At 37.1% G+C, this 21,415-nt stretch carries 14 protein-coding genes and 6 pseudogenes; 8 read left to right on the top strand and 12 right to left on the bottom strand.

Going from position 1 to position 21,415, the window contains the following annotated elements:
- Nucleotides 1–31: 31 nt before the first annotated feature.
- Nucleotides 32–388, top strand: a complete 357-nt coding sequence (locus JCM17102_RS17895) for a MarR family winged helix-turn-helix transcriptional regulator (RefSeq protein ID WP_025076142.1) — start codon at nucleotides 32–34, stop codon at nucleotides 386–388.
- 164 nt (nucleotides 389–552) lie between these two features.
- Here the strand turns inward: JCM17102_RS17895 and JCM17102_RS17890 are convergent, their stop codons facing one another.
- Nucleotides 553–1,857 (bottom strand): S28 family serine protease, encoded by a 1,305-nt coding sequence (locus JCM17102_RS17890; RefSeq protein WP_025076141.1) that lies wholly within the window; start codon nucleotides 1,855–1,857, stop codon nucleotides 553–555.
- A 131-nt stretch (nucleotides 1,858–1,988) separates the two neighbouring features.
- Between JCM17102_RS17890 and JCM17102_RS17885 the strand changes: the two genes are divergently transcribed.
- Both JCM17102_RS17885 and JCM17102_RS17880 read left to right on the top strand, forming a co-directional pair.
- Complete coding sequence (locus JCM17102_RS17885) at nucleotides 1,989–2,621, top strand: DUF4136 domain-containing protein (RefSeq protein WP_025076140.1); 633 nt, start codon at nucleotides 1,989–1,991, stop codon at nucleotides 2,619–2,621.
- 15 nt (nucleotides 2,622–2,636) lie between these two features.
- On the top strand, nucleotides 2,637–3,263 hold the full coding sequence (locus JCM17102_RS17880) for a porin family protein (protein WP_025076139.1): 627 nt from the start codon (nucleotides 2,637–2,639) through the stop codon (nucleotides 3,261–3,263).
- Between the two features lie 98 nt (nucleotides 3,264–3,361).
- Here the strand turns inward: JCM17102_RS17880 and JCM17102_RS28325 are convergent.
- The 3 genes and pseudogenes from JCM17102_RS28325 to JCM17102_RS17865 all read right to left on the bottom strand — a co-directional run bounded on the left by JCM17102_RS28325 (nucleotide 3,362) and on the right by JCM17102_RS17865 (nucleotide 8,034).
- Nucleotides 3,362–6,360: pseudogene (locus JCM17102_RS28325) on the bottom strand (serine hydrolase domain-containing protein).
- The gene (locus JCM17102_RS17870; protein ID WP_369899158.1) at nucleotides 6,357–7,136 is read right to left on the bottom strand and encodes a bifunctional metallophosphatase/5'-nucleotidase; all 780 of its coding nucleotides are present in this window, start codon (nucleotides 7,134–7,136) and stop codon (nucleotides 6,357–6,359) included. Before JCM17102_RS17870 ends, JCM17102_RS28325 begins: the two are co-directional and overlap by 4 nt.
- A gap of 91 nt (nucleotides 7,137–7,227) precedes the next feature.
- The gene (locus tag JCM17102_RS17865) at nucleotides 7,228–8,034 is read right to left on the bottom strand and encodes a 5'-nucleotidase C-terminal domain-containing protein (RefSeq protein ID WP_025076137.1); all 807 of its coding nucleotides are present in this window, start codon (nucleotides 8,032–8,034) and stop codon (nucleotides 7,228–7,230) included.
- Between the two features lie 220 nt (nucleotides 8,035–8,254).
- On the opposite strand from JCM17102_RS17865, the gene rplS reads away from it, so the two are divergent.
- A complete protein-coding gene (gene rplS / locus JCM17102_RS17860) occupies nucleotides 8,255–8,605 on the top strand; it encodes a 50S ribosomal protein L19 (RefSeq protein WP_025076136.1) in 351 nt (116 codons plus the stop codon).
- A 158-nt stretch (nucleotides 8,606–8,763) separates the two neighbouring features.
- On the opposite strand, the gene JCM17102_RS17855 is transcribed toward rplS, so the two are convergent.
- Entirely contained in the window at nucleotides 8,764–9,744 is a 981-nt protein-coding gene (locus JCM17102_RS17855; protein ID WP_025076135.1) for an ROK family protein, read from the bottom strand.
- Nucleotides 9,745–10,317: 573 nt separating this feature from the next.
- Between JCM17102_RS17855 and JCM17102_RS17850 the strand changes: the two genes are divergently transcribed.
- From JCM17102_RS17850 to JCM17102_RS28315, 3 genes and pseudogenes are all read left to right on the top strand, one after another.
- Entirely contained in the window at nucleotides 10,318–12,141 is a 1,824-nt protein-coding gene (locus JCM17102_RS17850; protein WP_033887057.1) for a sensor histidine kinase, read from the top strand.
- Nucleotides 12,142–12,191: 50 nt separating this feature from the next.
- A pseudogene (gene msrB, locus JCM17102_RS28320) lies at nucleotides 12,192–13,218 on the top strand (peptide-methionine (R)-S-oxide reductase MsrB).
- Nucleotides 13,219–13,291: 73 nt separating this feature from the next.
- Nucleotides 13,292–15,235 (top strand): annotated as a pseudogene (locus JCM17102_RS28315) (biosynthetic peptidoglycan transglycosylase).
- 21 nt (nucleotides 15,236–15,256) lie between these two features.
- Here JCM17102_RS28315 and JCM17102_RS17835 read toward each other — a convergent pair.
- The 4 genes from JCM17102_RS17835 to JCM17102_RS17820 all read right to left on the bottom strand — a co-directional run bounded on the left by JCM17102_RS17835 (nucleotide 15,257) and on the right by JCM17102_RS17820 (nucleotide 18,272).
- Nucleotides 15,257–16,255 (bottom strand): hypothetical protein, encoded by a 999-nt coding sequence (locus tag JCM17102_RS17835; protein ID WP_025076133.1) that lies wholly within the window; start codon nucleotides 16,253–16,255, stop codon nucleotides 15,257–15,259.
- Nucleotides 16,256–16,298: 43 nt separating this feature from the next.
- A complete protein-coding gene (gene bamE, locus JCM17102_RS17830; RefSeq protein WP_025076132.1) occupies nucleotides 16,299–16,619 on the bottom strand; it encodes an outer membrane protein assembly factor BamE domain-containing protein in 321 nt (106 codons plus the stop codon).
- A gap of 30 nt (nucleotides 16,620–16,649) precedes the next feature.
- The gene (locus JCM17102_RS17825; RefSeq protein WP_025076131.1) at nucleotides 16,650–17,318 is read right to left on the bottom strand and encodes a proline and serine-rich protein 1 family protein; all 669 of its coding nucleotides are present in this window, start codon (nucleotides 17,316–17,318) and stop codon (nucleotides 16,650–16,652) included.
- A gap of 105 nt (nucleotides 17,319–17,423) precedes the next feature.
- Complete coding sequence (locus JCM17102_RS17820; RefSeq protein WP_025076130.1) at nucleotides 17,424–18,272, bottom strand: CvfB family protein; 849 nt, start codon at nucleotides 18,270–18,272, stop codon at nucleotides 17,424–17,426.
- 177 nt (nucleotides 18,273–18,449) lie between these two features.
- Here JCM17102_RS17820 and JCM17102_RS28310 point away from each other — a divergent pair.
- Nucleotides 18,450–19,449 (top strand): annotated as a pseudogene (locus JCM17102_RS28310) (malate dehydrogenase).
- Nucleotides 19,450–19,599: 150 nt separating this feature from the next.
- Here the strand turns inward: JCM17102_RS28310 and JCM17102_RS17810 are convergent.
- The 3 genes and pseudogenes from JCM17102_RS17810 to JCM17102_RS17800 all read right to left on the bottom strand — a co-directional run.
- Nucleotides 19,600–20,019 (bottom strand): annotated as a pseudogene (locus tag JCM17102_RS17810) (hypothetical protein); the annotation flags it as partial.
- A 196-nt stretch (nucleotides 20,020–20,215) separates the two neighbouring features.
- On the bottom strand, nucleotides 20,216–20,740 hold the full coding sequence (locus tag JCM17102_RS17805; protein ID WP_025076128.1) for a hypothetical protein: 525 nt from the start codon (nucleotides 20,738–20,740) through the stop codon (nucleotides 20,216–20,218).
- Nucleotides 20,703–21,415, bottom strand: a pseudogene (locus JCM17102_RS17800) (DUF6443 domain-containing protein); the annotation flags it as partial. The gene JCM17102_RS17805 and the pseudogene JCM17102_RS17800, both read right to left, overlap by 38 nt.

Below are 21,415 nucleotides of genomic sequence, written 5' to 3'. Positions count from 1 at the left end.
TAATTTAAAATGAACAAATATTTAGCTGTATATGAAAACAATATGTGCAATGCGAGAAGTATTCAGAGCAATGTCCAACTTTGAGATTGCTTTTGAAAAGACTTATAAAATATCTTTGAATGAGGCTATTATATTATGTGCCCTGCAGGACTCATCTCAAAAGATGACAGCCACTAATCTCTCTAAACAAACAGAACTTAGTCCTTCTCATACGTCGAAAATGCTCCGGATTTTAGAAGAAAAATCCCTAATCATCAGAACGCTTGGAAGTCAAGATAGAAGGCAAATGTATTTTCATCTTAGTCCAACCGGAAAGCAAAGGATGAATGAACTGAAATTGGATAAAGTAGAGATTCCGGATTTGCTGAAACCATTATTTGAGGATTAATAGGATTCGAATAGAAGCCAACCAAAAGAACTAAGAATATCTAAACAAATTAGGTTTTCATTTTTTGCCCAGATATTCTTAGTTTTTATTGTGGAGTTCATCCTACTTCTTGCACAATTCAATACGTATCATTACGAAACTCATCACTTACCAATCGGGAATCATTATTTGCTCAGCCATTCTTGCATAATAGAAATAATTTTCTGTTTTTCAGGTTCAGGCATAGTGCTTATTCGCGCCAAATGACTACCACCCGGTTCTAAAAATACATGAATATTCTTCTTATTTTTAAGCCAAGTGACGCCGGCCGCTGTCCAGGGATCATTTTCACCATAAATAAAAATCATTTTCGGATCACCTTTTTTCAAGAATTTCACCATTTTCTTACTCAGTTTCTTATCAAACTTTATATTCTCTAAATTTTCAGGTAGCATTATGTGCCTTAGATAATCTTTGCTTGTCTTAATGGAGAGATAAGATTTGAAGGGAGTCATATCATAACCGTAATACCCTAATTCACGAGCTGCTTGTACAAAAAAAGATAAATTAGAACTTTCGGCCGAAAAATAAGAAGGATCGCTGATGTCCAATAAATGCCTAAAGATAATTTCGTCAGAGGCAGAAGATTCCGGTATTTGACTGACAGGAGTTCCCCATTGCCAAAAAGCAAAAGAATATTCCAGTACACAATAATCATAAATTTCTTCCAAAGGAATACGGAATGTATGTTTTCTTTCAGTACATAGTTTCTCGAAACGTGGTAACAAACTTGCCTTTCGTTTCAAAGCTTCCAACTGAAAATCTTCTACTTTTTTCCTGTCTTCATTCGTAGATACGCGACGAAGAAAAGGTTCATGCCGTCCATCTTCAAGATCATAGCAAAGAGGAGCTACATAGGGAACTGAGAAATCAACGTCATCAGGAAAAAATACACGATACAAAAGAGACGTTTGTCCCCCTTTACTGATACCTGTACTAATCCACTTCCCAGAGTAAAGAGTTTTGAAAGTAGTAGTCACAGAATGCAGATCTTCTGCCGAATTTTCGGCTGTCAGGAATTGCCAATCACATGGATCGGGAGTGGATTCGAGGAAATAACGATGCTCAACAAAGATCATATTTGCATTGAATAATTCGGAGATTTCTTCTCTGTATTGTGACCTCAGCGCATACCCAGCGCCATATCCTTCGGTTACAATCACTGTAGGGCGGTCGAAACCGACATGACCTACAATTACACGTTGACGAAAAGTTCCTTTTTCGGGATGACGATGATCCAACGGTTGTGTCAAAAACATCACATATTTCTCAGAAAAGCGATTCGTTTCGAGTGGTTTTATTCCGGTAATAGAAGTGTTTTTTTCAATCTTTTGAAGAAAACTTTCCTGTGCCAACAAAGATGATGGCATAATCACCGTCAGCAGCAGGATAGAAAGCCATCCGACGAAATTTATTTTAATACGTTTCATATGGTTAGAATGTTAATTATCTGGCAAAGATAATCATTTGAGCGAACCTTTTTACACTTTCCTTGTTGTTTGTAACAAAAGCCCCGAGGTACCAGGCGCGATTTTTATATAACCTAAACATTATAAATGATATGAAGAAATTAATTCCTATTTTATTGGCGGTCTTCGCACTCGTTTCTTGCGAAAAAGACCCGGACATGGGTAAGCTGGATGACAATTATCTGGTATACACTAACTACGACAAGCAAGCCAACTTTAAAGACTTTAGTACATTCTATCTGGCAGATAAGATACTGATTATATCCGATAGCAAGGAACCAGAATATCTGGAAGGAGAAGGTGCCGAACAAATATTGGCAGCTTATGCGGAAAATATGGAAGCAAGAGGTTACCAACCGGCTCCTGATCAGGAAAGTGCTGATCTTGGTATTCAAGTAAGCTACATTGCTAGTACTTATTATTTCACCAGTTATTCACAACCCGAATGGTGGTGGGGATACCCAGGTTACTGGGGACCTTCTTACTGGGGAAATTGGGGTGGATGGTACTATCCATATGCTGTGACTTATAGCTATAGCACTAATTCATTCCTGACCGAAATAGTAAATCTGGAAGCAGAACAAGGTACAAACAAAAAACTTCCTATTTTATGGAATAGCTATCTGACTGGATTTGAAACTGGTTCTAAAGTGATTAATCGTGCACTCGCTGTACAAGCAGTCAACCAATCTTTCGCTCAGTCCCCCTATCTTACTAATAAATAAACAACTACAACTGTTATGAAAACAAGAAAGAATATATATTTCAAGGTGGTGGCCCTGGTAGTCATTGCCATTGCCTTCGCTATGCCAGCTAAGGCACAGTTATCTGACAACGGATATGCTAATATAGACTGGCAGTTCAACGTTCCGTTGAGTAATAATTTTGCCGACAAAGCCAGCGGTTGGGGTATGAACTTTGAAGGTGGTTACTTCGTAACTCCGAACTTAGGTTTAGGACTCTTCTTAAATTATCACAGCAATCATGAGTATTTTCCTCGCGAAACATTCAAATTGGGTGCAGGTGATGTAACTACTGACCAACAGCATACAATGTTCCAGTTGCCTTTTGGTGCCGCTGCACGTTATCAGTGGAATCGCGGTGGAATAGTACAACCGTATATTAGTGCTAAATTAGGTGCTGAATATGCTAAAATCCGTTCTAACTTCAATATGCTGGAAGCCAGAGAAAATAGCTGGGGTTTCTATGCTTCTCCTGAAGTCGGTATCAACGTATTCCCTTGGGCTTACGGACCGGGTCTGCACATCGCATTGTACTACAGCTATGGTACCAATAAAGCTGATGTACTGCACTATAGTGTAGATGGATTGAATAACTTCGGTTTCCGCGTTGGTTTGTCTTTCTAAAGGGTAAATAATTTAACTAGACTTATATTAATAGGTAGTGCCCCTTTGCAATGAGAAGCAAAGGGGCACTTTTTTGTTCCTAATAAAAAAATTAATTATTACTTTATCGCCTCATAAATTACATCTTGTATGTTCTCACGGATATTCATTTTACTCAATTTACTGTTCGTTACTTTCGGATAGATACGATTACTCAAAAAGACATAAACCAATTTATTATCAGGATCTACCCAAGCACAGGTTCCGGTGAATCCGGTATGTCCGTATACTTTTGCCGTTGCATGAGTGCCACATGGACTCATCCTCGGATTCTTTGTATCCGGTTTATCAAAACCTAATCCACGACGGCTGATTTTGGACACTTCTGTAGTAAACAACTGACATGTTTCTTTGCTCAAATAGCGTTTGCCATTCAATTCACCTCCATTCAGTAACATCTGATAAACCTGAGCAACTTCCCGCGCCGTAGAAAACAATCCGGCATTTCCGGAAACTCCTCCTTGAAATGCGGCTGTTTCGTCATGTACAAATCCTCGAAGCGTTGTCTTACGCAAAAAGTTATCGATGGAAGACGGGATTACAACTGATTTCGGCAAACGGCGTAAAGGCAAATAGCCAGTGTGCCCTAATCCCATCGGTTGGTAGAACTCACGTTGAAGATAAGTATCCATTGGTACACCTGCCAATTCCTCTACTAACAAACGCAACAGGACAAAACCTACATCACTATATGTATAAGTTTTCAGTTTCATCGGAGCCTCTACGATTTTCTTTTCCATCTCTTTCAAGAAGGTCGGATTCAACCATAAGCTATCAGAGATTTGCAAGGTATATCCATCTTTTTCAATGGGGGAGACATATTCTTTTTTAAACTCAAATTTGGGATTTGCCCAAGTGGAAGTACCTAATTGCACTGAATGATGTGCATCTTTTCGTGCACTAAACAATCGTCCTTCATAACTATCTTTATCTATTGCCTCCTGATAAAGAGCTATGCCTGATGGTAATCCTGACTGATGATAAAGCAGTTCCTGAATTGTTATATCTTTCTTATTCGTCCGTTGAAGGAAAGGTAAATAATACGAAATCTTATCTGTCAGGTTAAAACGTCCTTTATCGTAAAGTTTCATCAGAGCAAGTAATGTACCTGTTGTTTTGGAAAGTGAGGCCAAATCATAAACATCGGTAGGTTGTACCCGGTTACTTCCCTCACCGGAATGAGTACCAAATGTCTTATCTACCATTAAATGACCGTCTTTCATCACTACTATCTGGCAACCGGGATAAGCTCCTTGACGAATACCATCCAAAGCAATAGAGTCTATTCGTTGCAAGATGGTGGAAGAAAGACCGTATTCTTCTGGAATAAAATGTAATGGAGTTTGCGGAGTAATGGTCACTCCTGCACCGGCACTAAATATTCCACCCAAACTAGCAGATAATCTTCCATCAGCTGTCGCTTTAGCAAATAAAACATCGGCAACCTGTTTCTGCACATCATCATCATAACTATGAGCTAATACAACAGACGAAGCAGCGGTTACTGCCCGTTGAATTTGTAACATCATTTTTCCCGGAGTAAAAAACAGATAAATAACCGGAATCTGAGGAGCAAACTTAGCAAAAAATGGCTGATAAGATGCAAGACGCTGTTCACTGATTGCAACAATTATTCGATTATAAGTTGCCAGAGAATCTTTTAATTGCTGGGCTTGTATTTCCGTTAGATTCGGTTGTAGACGGAAACGGGATATAGATACATAATTCGACAGTTGCTGAGCTAATGGATTCGTTGCTCCTAGATCACCAACTTCAAGTAGTGCCACTGACTGGCTTGTATCTGCATGTAATGGAAGAACTTGATTTTTGTTATTCAGAACGGTTATTGCCGCCAAATTTAATCGGCGAATCAAATCACGTGTCTGCGGAGTATTGATTCGTTGTCCTAAACCGGAAAGTTGCACATATGGTTTCTTCTTTAATCCTAATATATACTTGTAAATCAAGACTTTCCGACATTTATTTTCAATATCTTCCTTACTGATTTCACCTTTTTCCACAGCTTCAATCACCGCAGGCATCTCTTCTTTAAGATTACGGGGAGACAATACAATATCATTACCCGCCTTTAATGCTTGTAGACATATACTTTGATTGCCAGACACTCCTTTCATAGCAAGTGCATCGGTAAAAATCAAGCCTTTAAAAGCTAATTCATTTGTGAGTAAATCGTACACCACATTGCGGGAAAGAGAAGAAGCCAATCCTCCAACCGGTTCAATAACGGGCACTTGAAGATGTCCAACCATCATTCCACTCACACCTGCCCGAATCGCTTCTTTAAAAGGATAAAGTTCCACACTGTCCAAACGCTCGCGAGTAAAAGGTAATACGGGTAATGTCTTATGCGAATCTACATCTGTATCTCCATGACCGGGAAAATGCTTACATACAGAGAGTACTCCCCCTCCTTCCAAACCGGAAGCATAAGCAATCACTTTATCACTTACCTGTACCGGGTTTTCACCAAAAGAACGGGTGTTAATCACTGGATTATTAGGATTTATATTGACATCAGCGACAGGAGCAAAATTAACTTGGATTCCCAACAGCCTACATTGTCGGGCCATTTCCCGACCATATTCATAAATCAAACGATTATCTTGTATACATCCCAACACCATGTTTTTGGGAAATACCGGAGTTCCACGTAAACGCATTGCCAATCCCCATTCTCCGTCAAAGGTAAGCATTAAGGGCACTTTTGCCATACGCTGAGCACGATTAGTCAGCTCTACCTGATTCTGCATTTTTCCTCCAGAAAACAACAAACCACCAACCTTGTAAGTATCTACTGCATCTTTCAGCAATATTTGATTACGTTTGGTATCAACAGGAGCAATGGTATAAATAAATAATTGACCAACCTTTTCGCGGAGAGTAAGCTTATTCATGACAGAATCTACCATTGACGGCATTGTTTGTCCTGATTGGCTTTATAAAGTAATAAGGGTTCTACAGCTGTACCAGTAGCCACTCCCTGAGCTTTGAGAGGAAGGATTAAAAATATAGCTATTACAAATATCAATATTCTCATTTTTTATTTAAGGTCAAATCCAAGCGTCCAACATAAATTCCATTCTTACCAGTGTGCATAATAGAGACATTTTTACCGTCCATATTCAAATAGTTCTTTGGAGTTTTCAGAAAAGTGTGTGAGTGTCCTCCTAAGATTACATCAATATTACGAGTATTCGCGACCAATCTCTCATCCATCTGGATTCCTAAATGTGACAGACAAACAATAACATCACATCCTTCTTCTTTCAATAGCTCTGCTATTTCGTTTGAAACGCCTATAGGATCTTTATAGATTACTCCTTCGCATTTATTAGCCTGTATCAATCCTTCAGGCTGGGCTCCTAACCCAAAGACACCAATCTTTAAACCATAACGTTCTAAGACCACATACGGTTTCACTATATCTTTAAGTATAGTAGCATCCAAGTCATAATTGGCACATACTACTGGAAACTTAGCCAACTTGAAAATGCGTGCCATATTATCCAAACCAAAATCAAATTCGTGATTACCAATTGTCATCGCATCATAACCCATTTCATTCATTAGATTGATTTCTACTTCTCCTCTAAAGATATTATAATAAGGAGTACCTTGAGAGATGTCACCGCAATCAAACAATAATACATGGGGATTGTCTTTACGGAATTGAGAAAGAAATGTGGCTCGGCGAACAAATCCTCCTTTATCATAATTTTGATCTCCTTTTTGTGTAATTGGTTCTATCCGGCTATGTACATCACTGGTTTGTAAAATGGTTAGCGTCTCTGTTTCTTGTCCCCATATCAACATAGGAAACAATAAAAAAAGGAATATAATATAATTACGAATGGTCATAATAATGTGTAGATTAAACATTTAGCATTTAGTTCTTTTTCTCCCCTTATTTCTGAACTGTATCAGGAACAATGGTGATACGTCCGTCTAATTTAGAAGTTATTTTCTTGCCCATAGAGGTTTGTTGTTCAACATACTCCAGGAAAAGTCCACGCAATGTCGCACCATCCGGACATTCGCGTTTGTCTGCTTGCAGAAATGGAGTAAGCCCGTCATTTCCGTCAGCTAAATAATCGATAGTAGCTACCGTGTAATTCTTATCCTCTTCAATTGGTTTACCTTGTACTGTAGCGTTTAACAGTTTCCCATCTTTTGTCATCTCAATACGAGCTCCACTTAGTCCTTCGCCATGCAGAGAAGCGATAACAGACAGCAAATTTTTGATTTCTGATCCTTTCATTGTTAATATACAAAGAGAGTTTTCAAAAGGAAGTATCTCATACACAGCATCTACCGTTATATTACCAGCGGGAAGTATATTCCTCAATCCCCCCATATTCATCACGCCAATATCAGCAGGTTGTTTCAATACACATTCAGCAGATAATCTCAACACTTCCGCTACTAAATTAGAAAGCAAACTTTCAGGACGTTCTTTATCCATCGTCATCTCACTAACACCAATCACTTCGTACATCATCTTATCAACCTTTTCTTTATATGGTTTAAGAATAGCTTCTGCCTGTACATTCGAATTAGCATCCCACGTAGAATCCATACAAATTCTGGTACCTTCTATTTTTATTATTTCGTAATTAGCTTGACCGGCTTCACGAGTAGAGTGACAAGAGGTAAACAAAAACAAACCAGACAGAACAAATCCTGAAATTAACTTAATATGACTTTGTTTCATTTTACTAATTTTGTTGATGCCACAAACTTACACAAAAATCTCCATTTATAAGCACACTCAATGAAAATAACCTCCTCTTTAAATAGAGGAAATACACAAAAACATTTGGCAATCTGACAAATAATTAGTTACTTTGCACCGCTTTCGCGCAATCGCTGTCAAGATAAGAGTTACTTGGTATGTTGCGTTGTAACGATAAAACAATTTAATAATAATAACAATGGATTTAATTAAAATTGCAGAAGAAGCATTTGCTACAGGTAAACAGCACCCTAGCTTCAAAGCAGGTGACACTGTAACAGTAGCATATCGTATCATTGAAGGTAACAAAGAACGTGTACAGTTGTACCGTGGTGTTGTTATCAAAATCGCCGGTCATGGAGACAAGAAACGTTTTACTGTACGTAAAATGTCAGGAACTGTTGGCGTAGAAAGAATTTTCCCAATCGAATCACCGGCTATTGATAGCATTGAAGTGAACAAGATAGGTAAAGTTCGTCGCGCTAAATTGTACTACCTACGTGCTCTTACTGGTAAAAAAGCTAGAATCAAAGAAAAAAGAGTTAATTAATCAATCTCTAAGATTCGAAATAAAAAAGAGGAAATGCCACATTGGCAATTTCCTCTTTTTTATTTTAGTTATCTTCAACTAAAATAATTGCAATAAAAAATCCCCGAAAATAAACAATTACTCCCGAGGATTCTATTACCTTTATTATAATATTGATATTACTCTTTCAAGTCTTTCAACTCCCAAGCTAATGCACTGGCACCCAATACAGCAGCATCAGAATCTTTCAATTCAGAAACAAGTAATTTTGCTTTTCCTCTATAAATATTCAGAATATTCTCATCGATTGATTTCTGAATTGGTTTCATGATATAATCACCCGATTTAGCTAAACCACCGAACAATACAATTGCTTCCGGGCTAGAGAATGCAATAGCATCTGCTAAAGCTTCACCTAGAATATTACCTGTAAAATCAAAGATCTCCTGAGCCAATGCATCACCTTTCACAGCTGCATCATATACATCTTTAGATGTAATATTTTCAGCAGGAATATTACGAAGCAAACTTGCATCAGTACGAGCAGCTAGTAATTCGCGGGCAGTACGTGCTACGCCAGTAGCAGAGCAGTAAGTCTCAAGGCATCCTTTGCGACCGCAACCGCAAACACGACCACCACGACGAGCAATCACATGTCCCAATTCACCAGCAAAACCATCGTGACCATATACCATCTGACCATTGATTACAATACCACTACCTACACCAGTACCCAGTGTAATCATGATAAAGTCTTTCATACCACGAGCAGCACCATAAGTCATTTCTCCAATTGCTGCTGCATTCGCATCATTCGTCAAAGCAGTAGGAATACCTAATCTCTCTTCAAACATGGCAGCCAACGGAAGAATTCCTTTCCAAGGCAAGTTCGGAGCAAACTCGATAGTTCCTGTATAATAGTTACCATTCGGAGCACCAATTCCGATACCTCTAATCTTATCTACACCACCATTAGCTATAATCAAAGGAAGCAAATTTTTGCATACTTCATCAGCATATTCTTCTACTGTCGGATGACCTGCTGTTTTGATTGAGCTACTAGCAATAATAGTTCCGCGTGCGTCTACAATTCCAAAGACGGTGTTTGTTCCGCCTATGTCAATACCTACTACGTAGGGCTTTTCCATGTTTGAATTCATGATACTTTTATTTAAAAGGGTTAGTTAATCACTAAATTTGTTGCACACAAATTACGCAAAGAAGATTGAGTCTACAAAATGTTTTCTAAAAAAAGTTCAACTCATTTGCAACTTTTCGTAACTCATCGGTATTAAATGGTGGTAAAAGCCTTTCTTTCCCACTCTTTTTTCCAATAATTTGGTTTTCGAGAAAAATAACATATCATTAAAGTTTCTTATTATTATTGCTGTCTAGAACAAATTTTAAATAAATAATATTATATTTCGAAAATTTTTATAATAAGTATCTAATAACATTCAAAACGACTCCTTATGGAAGCAATAAAGATAGAGAAATTATTAGTTCCAATAACATTAGTGCCAATTATATTCCATCAACGGGATACCCTGCCCCATTACATATAGTACTTCTCACGTAATAGTTTCCTAATCGTAGAATATCCCTATATGTTCCATGTATACAATAATAAATTAATGAGCTCAATGTCTCAAATAGCTTTACGTTCATTGTGCATAGTTTTTTTCTTTTTCTGTATGGCGCCCCCAAATTACGCTGTCAATAAAGAAAAAGATATGAAGCATATTTTATTAATCAGTTCTTACTTCCCTGATAAGGAAAACAGTAGAATTATTATCAACTCTTTCTCATACAAATTAAGTAAAGAACTCAACTGCCGGATTACTGTTGAATATATGGATAGTGAAGCTTCTATCAAATTCAAAGAATGGGAAAATTGGATGAAAGAGCTATTTGAGGCTTACAAAACTGCACCTGACATAGTAGTTATCATCGGAGGGGAAGCTTGGACAGCTTACACCACTTCTTGTCCCCATACATGGAAAAATATTCCAATAATATTAGGAAGTGTAAAAAGCGGTTATATTGATTATAATCGGTTCATTCCACACGATATTAATGATATACAAGATATTTGTAAAACAACAGAATCTTTCGAAGATTTTCATGTCACCGGATATTATACCAAAGATTACTTCAAGGAGAACTTACAACTAATTCGGCAACTTCAACCGAATGTCAGCAAGATTGCCTACATCTACGATAATCGGTATAATTTCCAGTTTCTAACACCGCATCTTCAAAAGTTAGCTAAAGAAGTTGGTTTTGAAGAATTACATTCTTATTATGGAAGCGAACTGACTACAATGCAGCTTGTAGACTCTCTTTTATCCCAAGATAATACCTATGCTATTCTCTCCTCAGGCTGGTATACAGATGCTCAAAACTATTCTCATGCCTATTCTATGCTCCACAACGAATTGGTACTACAACATTCGAAATTCTTTTATTTAATTATGGATCAGGGAAAAACAAACCCGAACTATTTAGGTGGATATTATGTGGCAGCAGAAGATTTAGGAAATGATCTTGCCGACTTGACCTATGAGGTACTTTCAAAAGGCATAGACAACAGTCAGAAATTTCAGATCACTCCTTCTAAACCTCAATATTATATTAATTATAAAATTCTTCAGAAAAATAATATTGATCAATCGCGATTGCCGATCCATACTGTTTTATATAATAAAAAGCCATCATTTCTGAAAACTTATTTCTGGCAATTTCTTGCTGGAACTTTGGTAATATCAGGCATTATTATCATTCTGATTCTACGGATGCTATATTACAAACGAATCACAACTGTAAAAGCGCACATGATGGAAGAGCAAAAGATATTACGAGAGAAAGCTGACGAATCTAACCGTCTAAAAAGTGCATTCCTTGCCAATATAAGCCATGAGATTCGTACCCCACTTAATGCAATTGTAGGTTTTTCAAGCCAACTAGCTTACGCTGATGATAAGGAGGAAGCACATGCATACATGAAAATTATAGAAACTAATAATTCTCTGTTACTACAACTTATAAGTGATATTCTCGATTTATCCAAGATTGAATCCGGACAGTTAGATTTTCATTATTCTAAGACTGATATAGTCCAGGTATGCCGGAATCTAAAACAAGAATATCTGTCTAAAATAAAAGAAGGGATATCGTTACAATGCGAATTACCTGATAAAAAGTGTGTCATTTATACTGAACGACACAGGCTAGCGCAAGCAATATCAAATTTCCTGAGTAATGCTGTAAAGTTCACTGAAAAAGGTTATATATGCTTCGGATATGAACATATAACAGCCGGACTACGTTTTTATGTAAAAGATACAGGAAAGGGAATTGCTGACGAAAACTTACCCAAAGTATTTGCACGCTTTGAGAAAATAGATAATTTTACTCCGGGTAATGGATTAGGAATGTCAATATGCAAAGGTATTATAGAAAAGATGAATGGTGAAATTGGTGTAAAATCTGAGTTAGGTAAAGGAAGCACATTCTGGTTTACATTACCTTGCAAAACTATTTCTGTAGAAAAATAACATAAACATATCCATCGGTTCATTCGTTATTAGAAAAAGAGCCAACGAATATGAGACATTTTATCATCTTAGTGATTCTGATAATTAGTAATGTATTTTTAGGAATTGCAGAACCAATGAAAAAGCAAGCAGAAATCTATTTTGCAGGAGGTTGTTTTTGGGGAACAGAACACTTTCTGAAACAAATCAGAGGGGTAGAAGCTACTCAAGTAGGATATGCCAACAGTACTATCTCCAATCCTAGTTATGAACAAGTTTGTTCTGGAAAAACTAATGCAGCAGAGACAGTCAAAGTCGTTTACGACTCTGAAGTAGTAAATTTAAACCTGCTACTTGACTTATATTTTCAAACTATAGACTACGAGCCTCAACCGTCAGGGAAATGATCGTGGGACACAATACCGTTCGGGTATCTATTATACCAATAAAGCGGATATTCCTATTATCAATCAAGCCATAAAAACATTATCTGCCCAATATCAAAAGCCAGTGATGATCGAAGTAAAACCGTTAGAGAACTTTTATCCGGCAGAAATTTACCACCAAGATTATCTTGATAAAAACCCAAATGGATATTGTCATATCAATCCAGCTTTATTTGATATGGCGCGTAAAGCCAATGTTCCTCAAACAAAAGCTTATCAAAAGCCAGATGCTGCCACCCTTCGTAAGAAATTATCAGCAGAACAATATGCTGTTACCCAAAAGAATGCTACGGAACCAGCTTTTCATAATGAATATTGGAACGAACACCGTCCGGGTATTTATGTAGATATAACTACAGGTGAACCATTATTTGTTTCTTCCGATAAATTTGATTCTGGTTGTGGTTGGCCTAGCTTTTCTAAACCTATTCGGAAAAATCTAATTAATGAAAAATTAGATACTACGCATGGGATGGTACGAACAGAAGTACGTAGCAAAACGGGCGATGCTCACTTAGGACATGTATTTACAGACGGTCCGAAAGAAAAAGGTGGGCTTCGTTATTGTATCAACAGTGCCGCATTACGATTTATCCCAAAAGATAAAATGCAGGAAGAAGGTTACGGAGATTATTTATCACTTGTCAAATAATAAAGAACGGTTTATATACTGATCAACAGAATATTGTCTACCTTTACACCTGATTTATTATCAAAGGCGAACGATGAAAAAGTACAGTAAAAAAAAGATTCTCCTACTTTCTATCAGTGGAGGAATACTTATCTGCCTCATCAGTATTTATTTATATCGTAACACTCTTTTACAGAGTATTGTCAGTAAACACACTGCCCGAATCGAGCAGGTGCATAGGCTTAATATTCATTATGAAAAAATGGAGATGAAAGGCTGAACAAAATCATTCTCCAACAATTATCTATTGTACCAAAACAACGAGATACTCTTCTTACATTAAAATCTGCAATGATCAAACTTAGCTTTTGGAAGCTACTCACGCGCGAGATAGAAATACGTCATGTAACAGTGAACGGTCTGTCACTTACCTTTATCAAACAGGATTCGATAGCTAATTATGATTTCCTTTTTAAAAAAGGTAAAGAGCAACTTCCCCAAGTAACAGTAAATGAAGCTAACTATTCAGAAAGAATCAATAAACTCCTGAACCTCTGCTTCGGTTTTTTACCCGAAAACGGAAAGCTAAACCATATTTGTATCACAGAACAAAAGAATAAAAATTTCGTTTCTATTACTCTACCTTCATTCATCATAAAAGAGAATCATTTTCAATCGGATATCAATATACAAGAAGATACTTTATCGCAGTATTGGATTGCAAATGGAGAAATTAAACAAGATGATAACACCTTAAAAATCAATCTTTACTCATCAGACCCCAAAAAGATCTCTTTACCCTATATTAGCCGACGATTTGGAGCAGAAGTCACATTTGATACTTTATCATACAGTCTGAGAAAAGATATTCTTAGCAGAAATCAAGTGCGCCTCAATGGACAGGTGCAAGTAAATGGGCTGGATGTTTACCATAAAGCTCTTTCTCCGGAAGTCATTCACCTAGACCAAGGAAAATTAGATTATCAAATAAACATTGGTGAAAATGCTTTGGAACTCGATAGCACCACTACTGTTATCTTTAATAAACTTCAGTTTCATCCGTATTTGCGTGCTGAAAAACAACAAGAATACTGGCATTTCATAGTATCGGTTAATAAAACCTGGTTCCCTGCAAATAATCTATTCAGTTCTTTGCCAAAAGGTTTATTCAATAATTTGGAAGGTATAAAAACGAGTGAAGAATTAGCCTACCATTTTCTATTTGATGTTGATTTCGCTCAGATAGATAGTTTAAAGTTAGAATCAGAATTGAAAGAAAAAGATTTTCGAATTATCGAATACGGAACCATCCCTCTTTCTAAAATGTCTGGTGAGTTCAGTTATACAGCTTATGAAAATGGAGTTCCTGTCCGTACTTTCCCAATCGGTACTTCCTGGGACCACTTCACCCCGCTAGATAGTATCTCTCCCATATTACAAATGTCCGTACTACAAAGCGAGGACGGTGCATTCTTTTATCATCAAGGATTTCTACCAGATGCACTGCGCGAGGCACTAATTTATGACCTGCAAGTAAAACGTTTTGCTCGTGATGGAAGTACCATCACCATGCAATTAGTAAAAAATGTATTCTTAAACCGCAATAAGAATTTTGCCCGCAAACTAGAAGAAGCATTAATCGTATGGTTGATAGAAACAGAAAGACTAACATCTAAAGAAAGGATGTACGAAGTTTATCTGAATATCGCAGAATGGGGACCACAGATCTATGGTATTCAAGAAGCTTCCTCCTTCTACTTTAACAAACGCCCTTCCCAACTGACTATAGAAGAAAGTATTTTTCTAGCTTCTATAATCCCAAAACCTAAACATTTCCGCAGTTCATTCGCCGCCAACGGACAGTTAAAAGAAAGTATGGAAGGATATTATAAACTTATTGCCGGACGCCTTGCTAAGAAAGGATTAATAAGTGAAATCGAGGCGGATAATATCCGCCCCGACATCCAAGTAATGGGCGAAGCGGAACAGTCTAGCCGGCAACGAGTCGGAGTCTAGTTCTCCTTCCACTGAGGAGTAAATATATCAATAAAGGGATAGGTTATCTTCTTGTGTTATTTCCCCTTTCCGAAGAACGAGAAGAACTACGATTACGATTGCTTCTTGTACTTTGAGTGGACGAACGTCTTTCGGTTGAACCTCTTGATACATTTTCCCTTCTGGTACCACGACTACTGCTACTTCCACGATTATTTTCCCGATTCGTTGTCGTAGTAGGTCGCTCTTTATTATTTTCACTCCTGTTTGGAACTACATCTTTACGAGATGATTCTCCCCTAGATGGAATTGAAGGTCTGCTAGATGTAGAAGGGCGTTCTGATGTTGAAGGCCTACTCGGTGCAGAGGGTCTATGCCCTGATTCGGGCCGCTGATGATTCGATCCTCCAGGGCGTTCAGAGCCCCTCGGACGAGTTGGTACATTATGAGGACGAACAGAAGTATTAGGACGGAAACGCACCGAACCAAAATCCGAACGACGATAAGAATGGAACACTCTTTGGTCTCTCACCCGATGTGGTGTCGGATAATGTCCAAAATCATTATATCTACCCCTATAATAACTTACATGATGGAGGTGTGGACGATAATGAGCTCCACAATAAGTTCGATAATGATAGGGCACCCCAAAATAAAACAATCCTCGATTCGGATAGTTAATATAAATCCGGAAGTTCCATCTCCCCCCAGTAACATAAATCGGACGATAAAAATAATCGGCTCCCATAAATCGACGATATTGCGAATCATTCAATACCCAACGAAGATCATCATTACGGATATCCAGAGCTTCATAATAGTCATTTACTGCCCATTCATCTCCACGCACTACATAATCCATTATATTACGGACAGAATATATAAAATCATAATTGATTTCATAGATATCATTGTATTGCCGAGTATTCAAGTCCAATTCATATGCCATCTTATCAGTAAGGAAACGTGTCTCGTTACGCACTTTGCTAGTGCTCATAGAAGCCATCATTGTCATACTAGTACTCAAACCAATAGCAAAGAGTAAAAATAATATTCGTTTCATGATTTAACCTCCTCTTAATTTATTATTTAAAACTCATTCTTTTTTATATAGCAGGCGGTAGAGGTAATGCAGGCCTACCATAACCACTAAAAGTACCCATACTTACCACTTCACCATCCATAAATTGAACAATAATCGTCATAGGTGTCGGAGTTAGTGGAGTTCCTTTATCACGACGAAATTCCCATTCTTCCAGATCACCTCCAAAACGTCGATAATCGGGTTTCCCCAATAGTTGTCGTACCTCTTGTTGCGTCATGCCTTTCTGTACTTCCATCACTTTCTTACCGGAAACATAATAAGATGCACAACTACCATTCAAAGTAAGTACCAGAAATAACAAAATAGCACGTATATTTCTCATAACCATATCTTTTTAATGAATATTAATAGCTTATCGACAAATACTATAGTTTTTTACGAATTCATTCATCTCGTCCTTATTTGACGAAAAAGTTAATACATCAATAACAGTAAAGAAAGCTTCTCTATCCACAATCCGAGGATACATCAACTTCATTATTTTCATCTTGTCATCATCAAAACTATAAAGTTTTACCAGTCTAAGGCACTGTCCACAGGTAAAATCAGTATTTACTAATGCCGCCTCTAACATTTTAAGACGATCTGATGAGAAAGGCTCATTTTTCATCTTATTAAAAAACGTATCAAAGAGCTGTGAACTCATCACTCTATCATATTGACCATATTCAGGGCAATGTCCACCTTGATCTGGTCTACCAGGACGATGACCTCCCGTTCCTCCCACCTGAATATATTTCACACCATTACCATTAAAATAAATACGTTCGGTATACAATCTCTCTCCTTTCCAAACACGTTCTCCGGGGCGAATACGTCGAGTCGCATATACTTCTACAGTATAATAATCCGGTCTCAAATTAGCAATAAAACAACTTGTTGAAGGAAGGCACATCTGATTACCGCCTATATAAACGAGAATTGGAATATTTCCACCATCAATACTGATCCCACTTATCGTCTGTGCCTTTAATGAAAGAGTGGTAAGCAATATACAGAAACATATAATAATTTTACGCATAACTTATCTAGTTTTTATAATTAGCATTCTTTTGATTCATTACAAAAATAGGGTGAGGAAACTCCCCACCCTAATGATTCTCTCTATTCATCAATAGGGATTTCCCTATTTCACTTCGGAATTTGCGAGTACAAGCCCATCTTCTTTTAAGATAATCAGATGCTTCTTATACAAATCTCCTACACCTTTCTTAAAAGTTTTCTTGCTCACACCAAAAACAGCATAGATTTCATCAGCCGGACTTTTATCATTTAGGCTAATTCTGCCACCCTGTTCTTCAATATATTCCAGTAACACTTTCGAAAAGTCTCCCACTCTATCGAAGCCTGTTTTCTGAAGCATTAAATCAATCTTTCCGTCTTCGCGCACTTGTTTCACAAATGCTTTCATTTTCATTCCTGTCTCCAACGTACTGAATATCTCATTATCATATAGCAGTCCACTATACTTATTATCTATAATCGCTTTAAAGCCCAAATCCGTTTTCTGCCAGATCAAAATATCCACCTTATCTCCCGACAAATATTCTGCTTTATCTTTCGACAAATAGCGCTCCACTTTGGCAGAAGCTACAATCCGATAACTTTCTTCATCAATATATGCATATACAACATATTTCTTTCCCACTTGCATTTTCATCTTCTGTTCACGGAAAGGTACAAACAGGTCTTTCATTAATCCCCAATTAAGAAATGCTCCAAACTGATTTACCCACGCCACTTCCAGACAGGCAAACTGTCCAACCTGTACCAACGGAGTCAATGTTGTAGCAATCAACCTCTCCTCAATATCCAAGTAAAGAAATACATTCAATATATCTCCTACTTTACAATCTTCCGGCACATATCGGCTAGGTAATAAGATCTCGCCTTCTTCCCCTCCATCCAGATACATTCCGAAATCTACTTGCTTGACAACTTCAAGCTGATTGAATTTTCCTAATTCGATGCTCATACTCTATCTATTGTTTATACGATATACAAAGATAAACTATTTTAAGTAGATTCTCCCTACAGATATAACTTTTCGTTATCTGCCAACACTTTTTTCAATGAACAATCTGAGAATAAATGCGTTATCTTTGTAACCGTTAAAGATAAAGATTACTCACCTTTTAAAAGATATAAAATTATGAATTTTCTAACCAACGAGAAACTTACGATCGTAGGAGCTGCCGGAATGATCGGCTCCAATATGGCGCAAACTGCATGATGATGAAACTCACTCCGAACATTTGTCTATACGATCCATTTGCTCCCGCTCTGGAAGGAGTAGCAGAAGAATTATACCATTGCGGTTTTGAAGGTGTAAACCTGACATTTACTTCCGATATCAAAGAAGCATTGACTGGAGCCTCATACATTGTTTCGTCTGGTGGTGCTGCTCGCAAAGCAGGTATGACTCGTGAAGACTTATTGAAAGGAAATGCAGAGATCGCAGCTCAATTCGGTAAAGATGTCCGTCAATACTGTCCAAACGTAAAACATATCGTTGTGATTTTCAATCCCGCAGATATTACTGGCCTAATCACATTGCTTTATTCCGGCTTGAAGCTTCGCAGGTTTCTACTTTAGCTGCATTGGACAGTACTCGTCTACAACACGAATTGGTTAAATATTTCCATATCCCTGCTTCCGATATCCAAAACTGCCGTACTTATGGTGGACATGGAGAACAGATGGCTGTATTTGCCTCAACAACCAAAGTTAATGGAGAACCTTTAACCGAATTTATCGGTACTACGCGTCTTCCATTAGCAGAATGGGAAGCTTTGAAAGTTCGTGTTATACAAGGAGGAAAACATATTATTGATTTACGTGGACGTTCCTCTTTCCAAAGTCCGGCATACCTTTCTATCGAAATGATTGCTGCCGCTATGGGAGGACAACCTTTCCGTTGGCCTGCAGGAACGTACGTGTCTAATGGCAAATTTGACCATATCATGATGGCAATGGAGACTTCAATCACTAAAGATGGTATTAGTTATAAAGAAGTAGCAGGTTCTCCTACTGAACAAGAAGAATTGGAAAAGAGCTACGAACATTTATGCAAATTACGTGATGAAGTGATAGAGATGGGCATTATTCCTGCTATTAAAGACTGGCATACATTAAATCCGAATATCAACTAAATCTAAATTTCTAATCCCCAAAAATCCCTGAGGCTTCTTCGTTTAAATAGAAAAAGCTAGCAGGGATTTTTTATACCAAATATGTTATTCAATAAATACATTTAAATAACGTAAGTTCGACATAAATAGATTGTTCTGCTATATTATACTCACATTACTTATATTCTTGTTTAAATCTTTAATCAGATTACCGTTTTTATCATAAGCATACTCTGTTGTCTGATTGGCACCATCCTTAAAATCAGTCCCATTACCATAAACATCGCTTGTCGCAATATCCTTTACAACAAGCAACTGATTACCATTATAAGTCAAACTCAGGTCATCAACCAATCTGTAAGCCGCTGAAGAAATCTGTCCGTAACGTTTCAGTTTCAGGATATTACCCATCTTGTCATAATCGGTAATCTGTTCATTAAAACGGTTGGGGTTAGTCGTAAGATTGTTACCTTCACCATAAGTGGCATCCTTTAGTCTGGAAAGATAGTCATACGTAAAACGATAACCCCGGTCTGTTGTTTCACTTCCCGCCTTCCAGGACATACTGCTGATATTACCATTGTAACAAGGAGTAGTACCGTTCTTTTTTCTGGTAATTTAAAGTTTGATTGAATAACAGACTAGTACTGTTATTGGGAAATTGTATGCTGAATTTTGTTATTTCACTACTATATTGTTTATATTTCCAGTTGAAGAAATTTTATCAGACAAGAAATACCCTAATATAAATTATCTTTAAATAGACAACGTATATTAGGGTAATACGTTATTCTATATTCTTCACTTTCATAAAATCTGGCGTCCAAGCTTCAGGAGATAAAGGATCATATAAAATTTCATCCAGAAATTTCTTAATCTCTTTTTTATTACCTTGCATTAACGTATCATTTCTTAAAACTTTTCCAGATAGGTCTATGCAGACTCCAATACTCTGCCGTTTCTCTTCTCCTATCTTTTTCATTCTAATCCAAGAACTGACTCTGAGGTCATAATAAGCCTCAGGATTAATAGGTTTTAATCGATTAACTATAGAAACATAACGTTTAATAATATCTTTATCACTTATTACAGTGTCTCTCGAATCTTCCATTCTAAGAATTGCACCACAATCCCTAAAGGGAACCATTGTACATACTTCCTTAGATATATACCAAACTTTAATAGATTCAACATCATTAAAATTAATAAGTTCATTATTAGTTTTACATGATGTTACTACTAATAATAGAATGTAGACTATTAAATATATTTTTTTATGGTTCTGATGTCCATACTTTTCTTTTCTTTTCATATTCATTTGTTTTTTGCTTGTTTACTTTTGTAGAGGTAACTCCTTCAGTTATCACATCTTTTCCTTTATGATTTTTTCTGGTTATTTGTTCTTTTTTGATTTCTCCATTAGCAAATGCTGTTTTTTGTTCTGGTCCTGTAATTACTCTCCTTTCCTCTACTTTATCGTATTGTTTATCATATTTATTTCTATCTATGTCATACTGCTTGGGATCTTTCTTATGCCCTAACGCATGAGCAGCCTCATGATCAAATCCCGTAGCTGGTGAATTTACGGTACCATTTTCATTTGCCATCCCAAGATTAGGATTCCAATAGATAGTTCCTCCAGCACTTTCTGGAGCATATTTATCGTATTCGCCTTCCATCACATTCACTCTTATATCCGTATCTTCTATAATAGCAACAGAAGATTCTCCTCCACCATTACCAGCTTTGAGTCCATTTGATTTATTATAGTTATATGCAGCGATTACAGCGCCTACAAAACCATTCGAGTTAGTAACCTTTCCACCACTATACGAATAAGATGTTCGTTTTCCACTCTCATTTTTATACCAAATAACAACAGTTCCTCCTTTGGGATCAATATACTTAATAGGATTATCTATACAATATACATAAGATGACGAAAAATAGTATTTCTCACTCATCGGATCCACAGTTGTCCATCTTC

This window comes from Bacteroides faecichinchillae JCM 17102, assembly GCF_000614145.1.
GTDB classification, from domain to species: Bacteria; Bacteroidota; Bacteroidia; order Bacteroidales; family Bacteroidaceae; genus Bacteroides; species Bacteroides faecichinchillae.
This window is presented reverse-complemented; position numbering and strand designations above follow the sequence as displayed.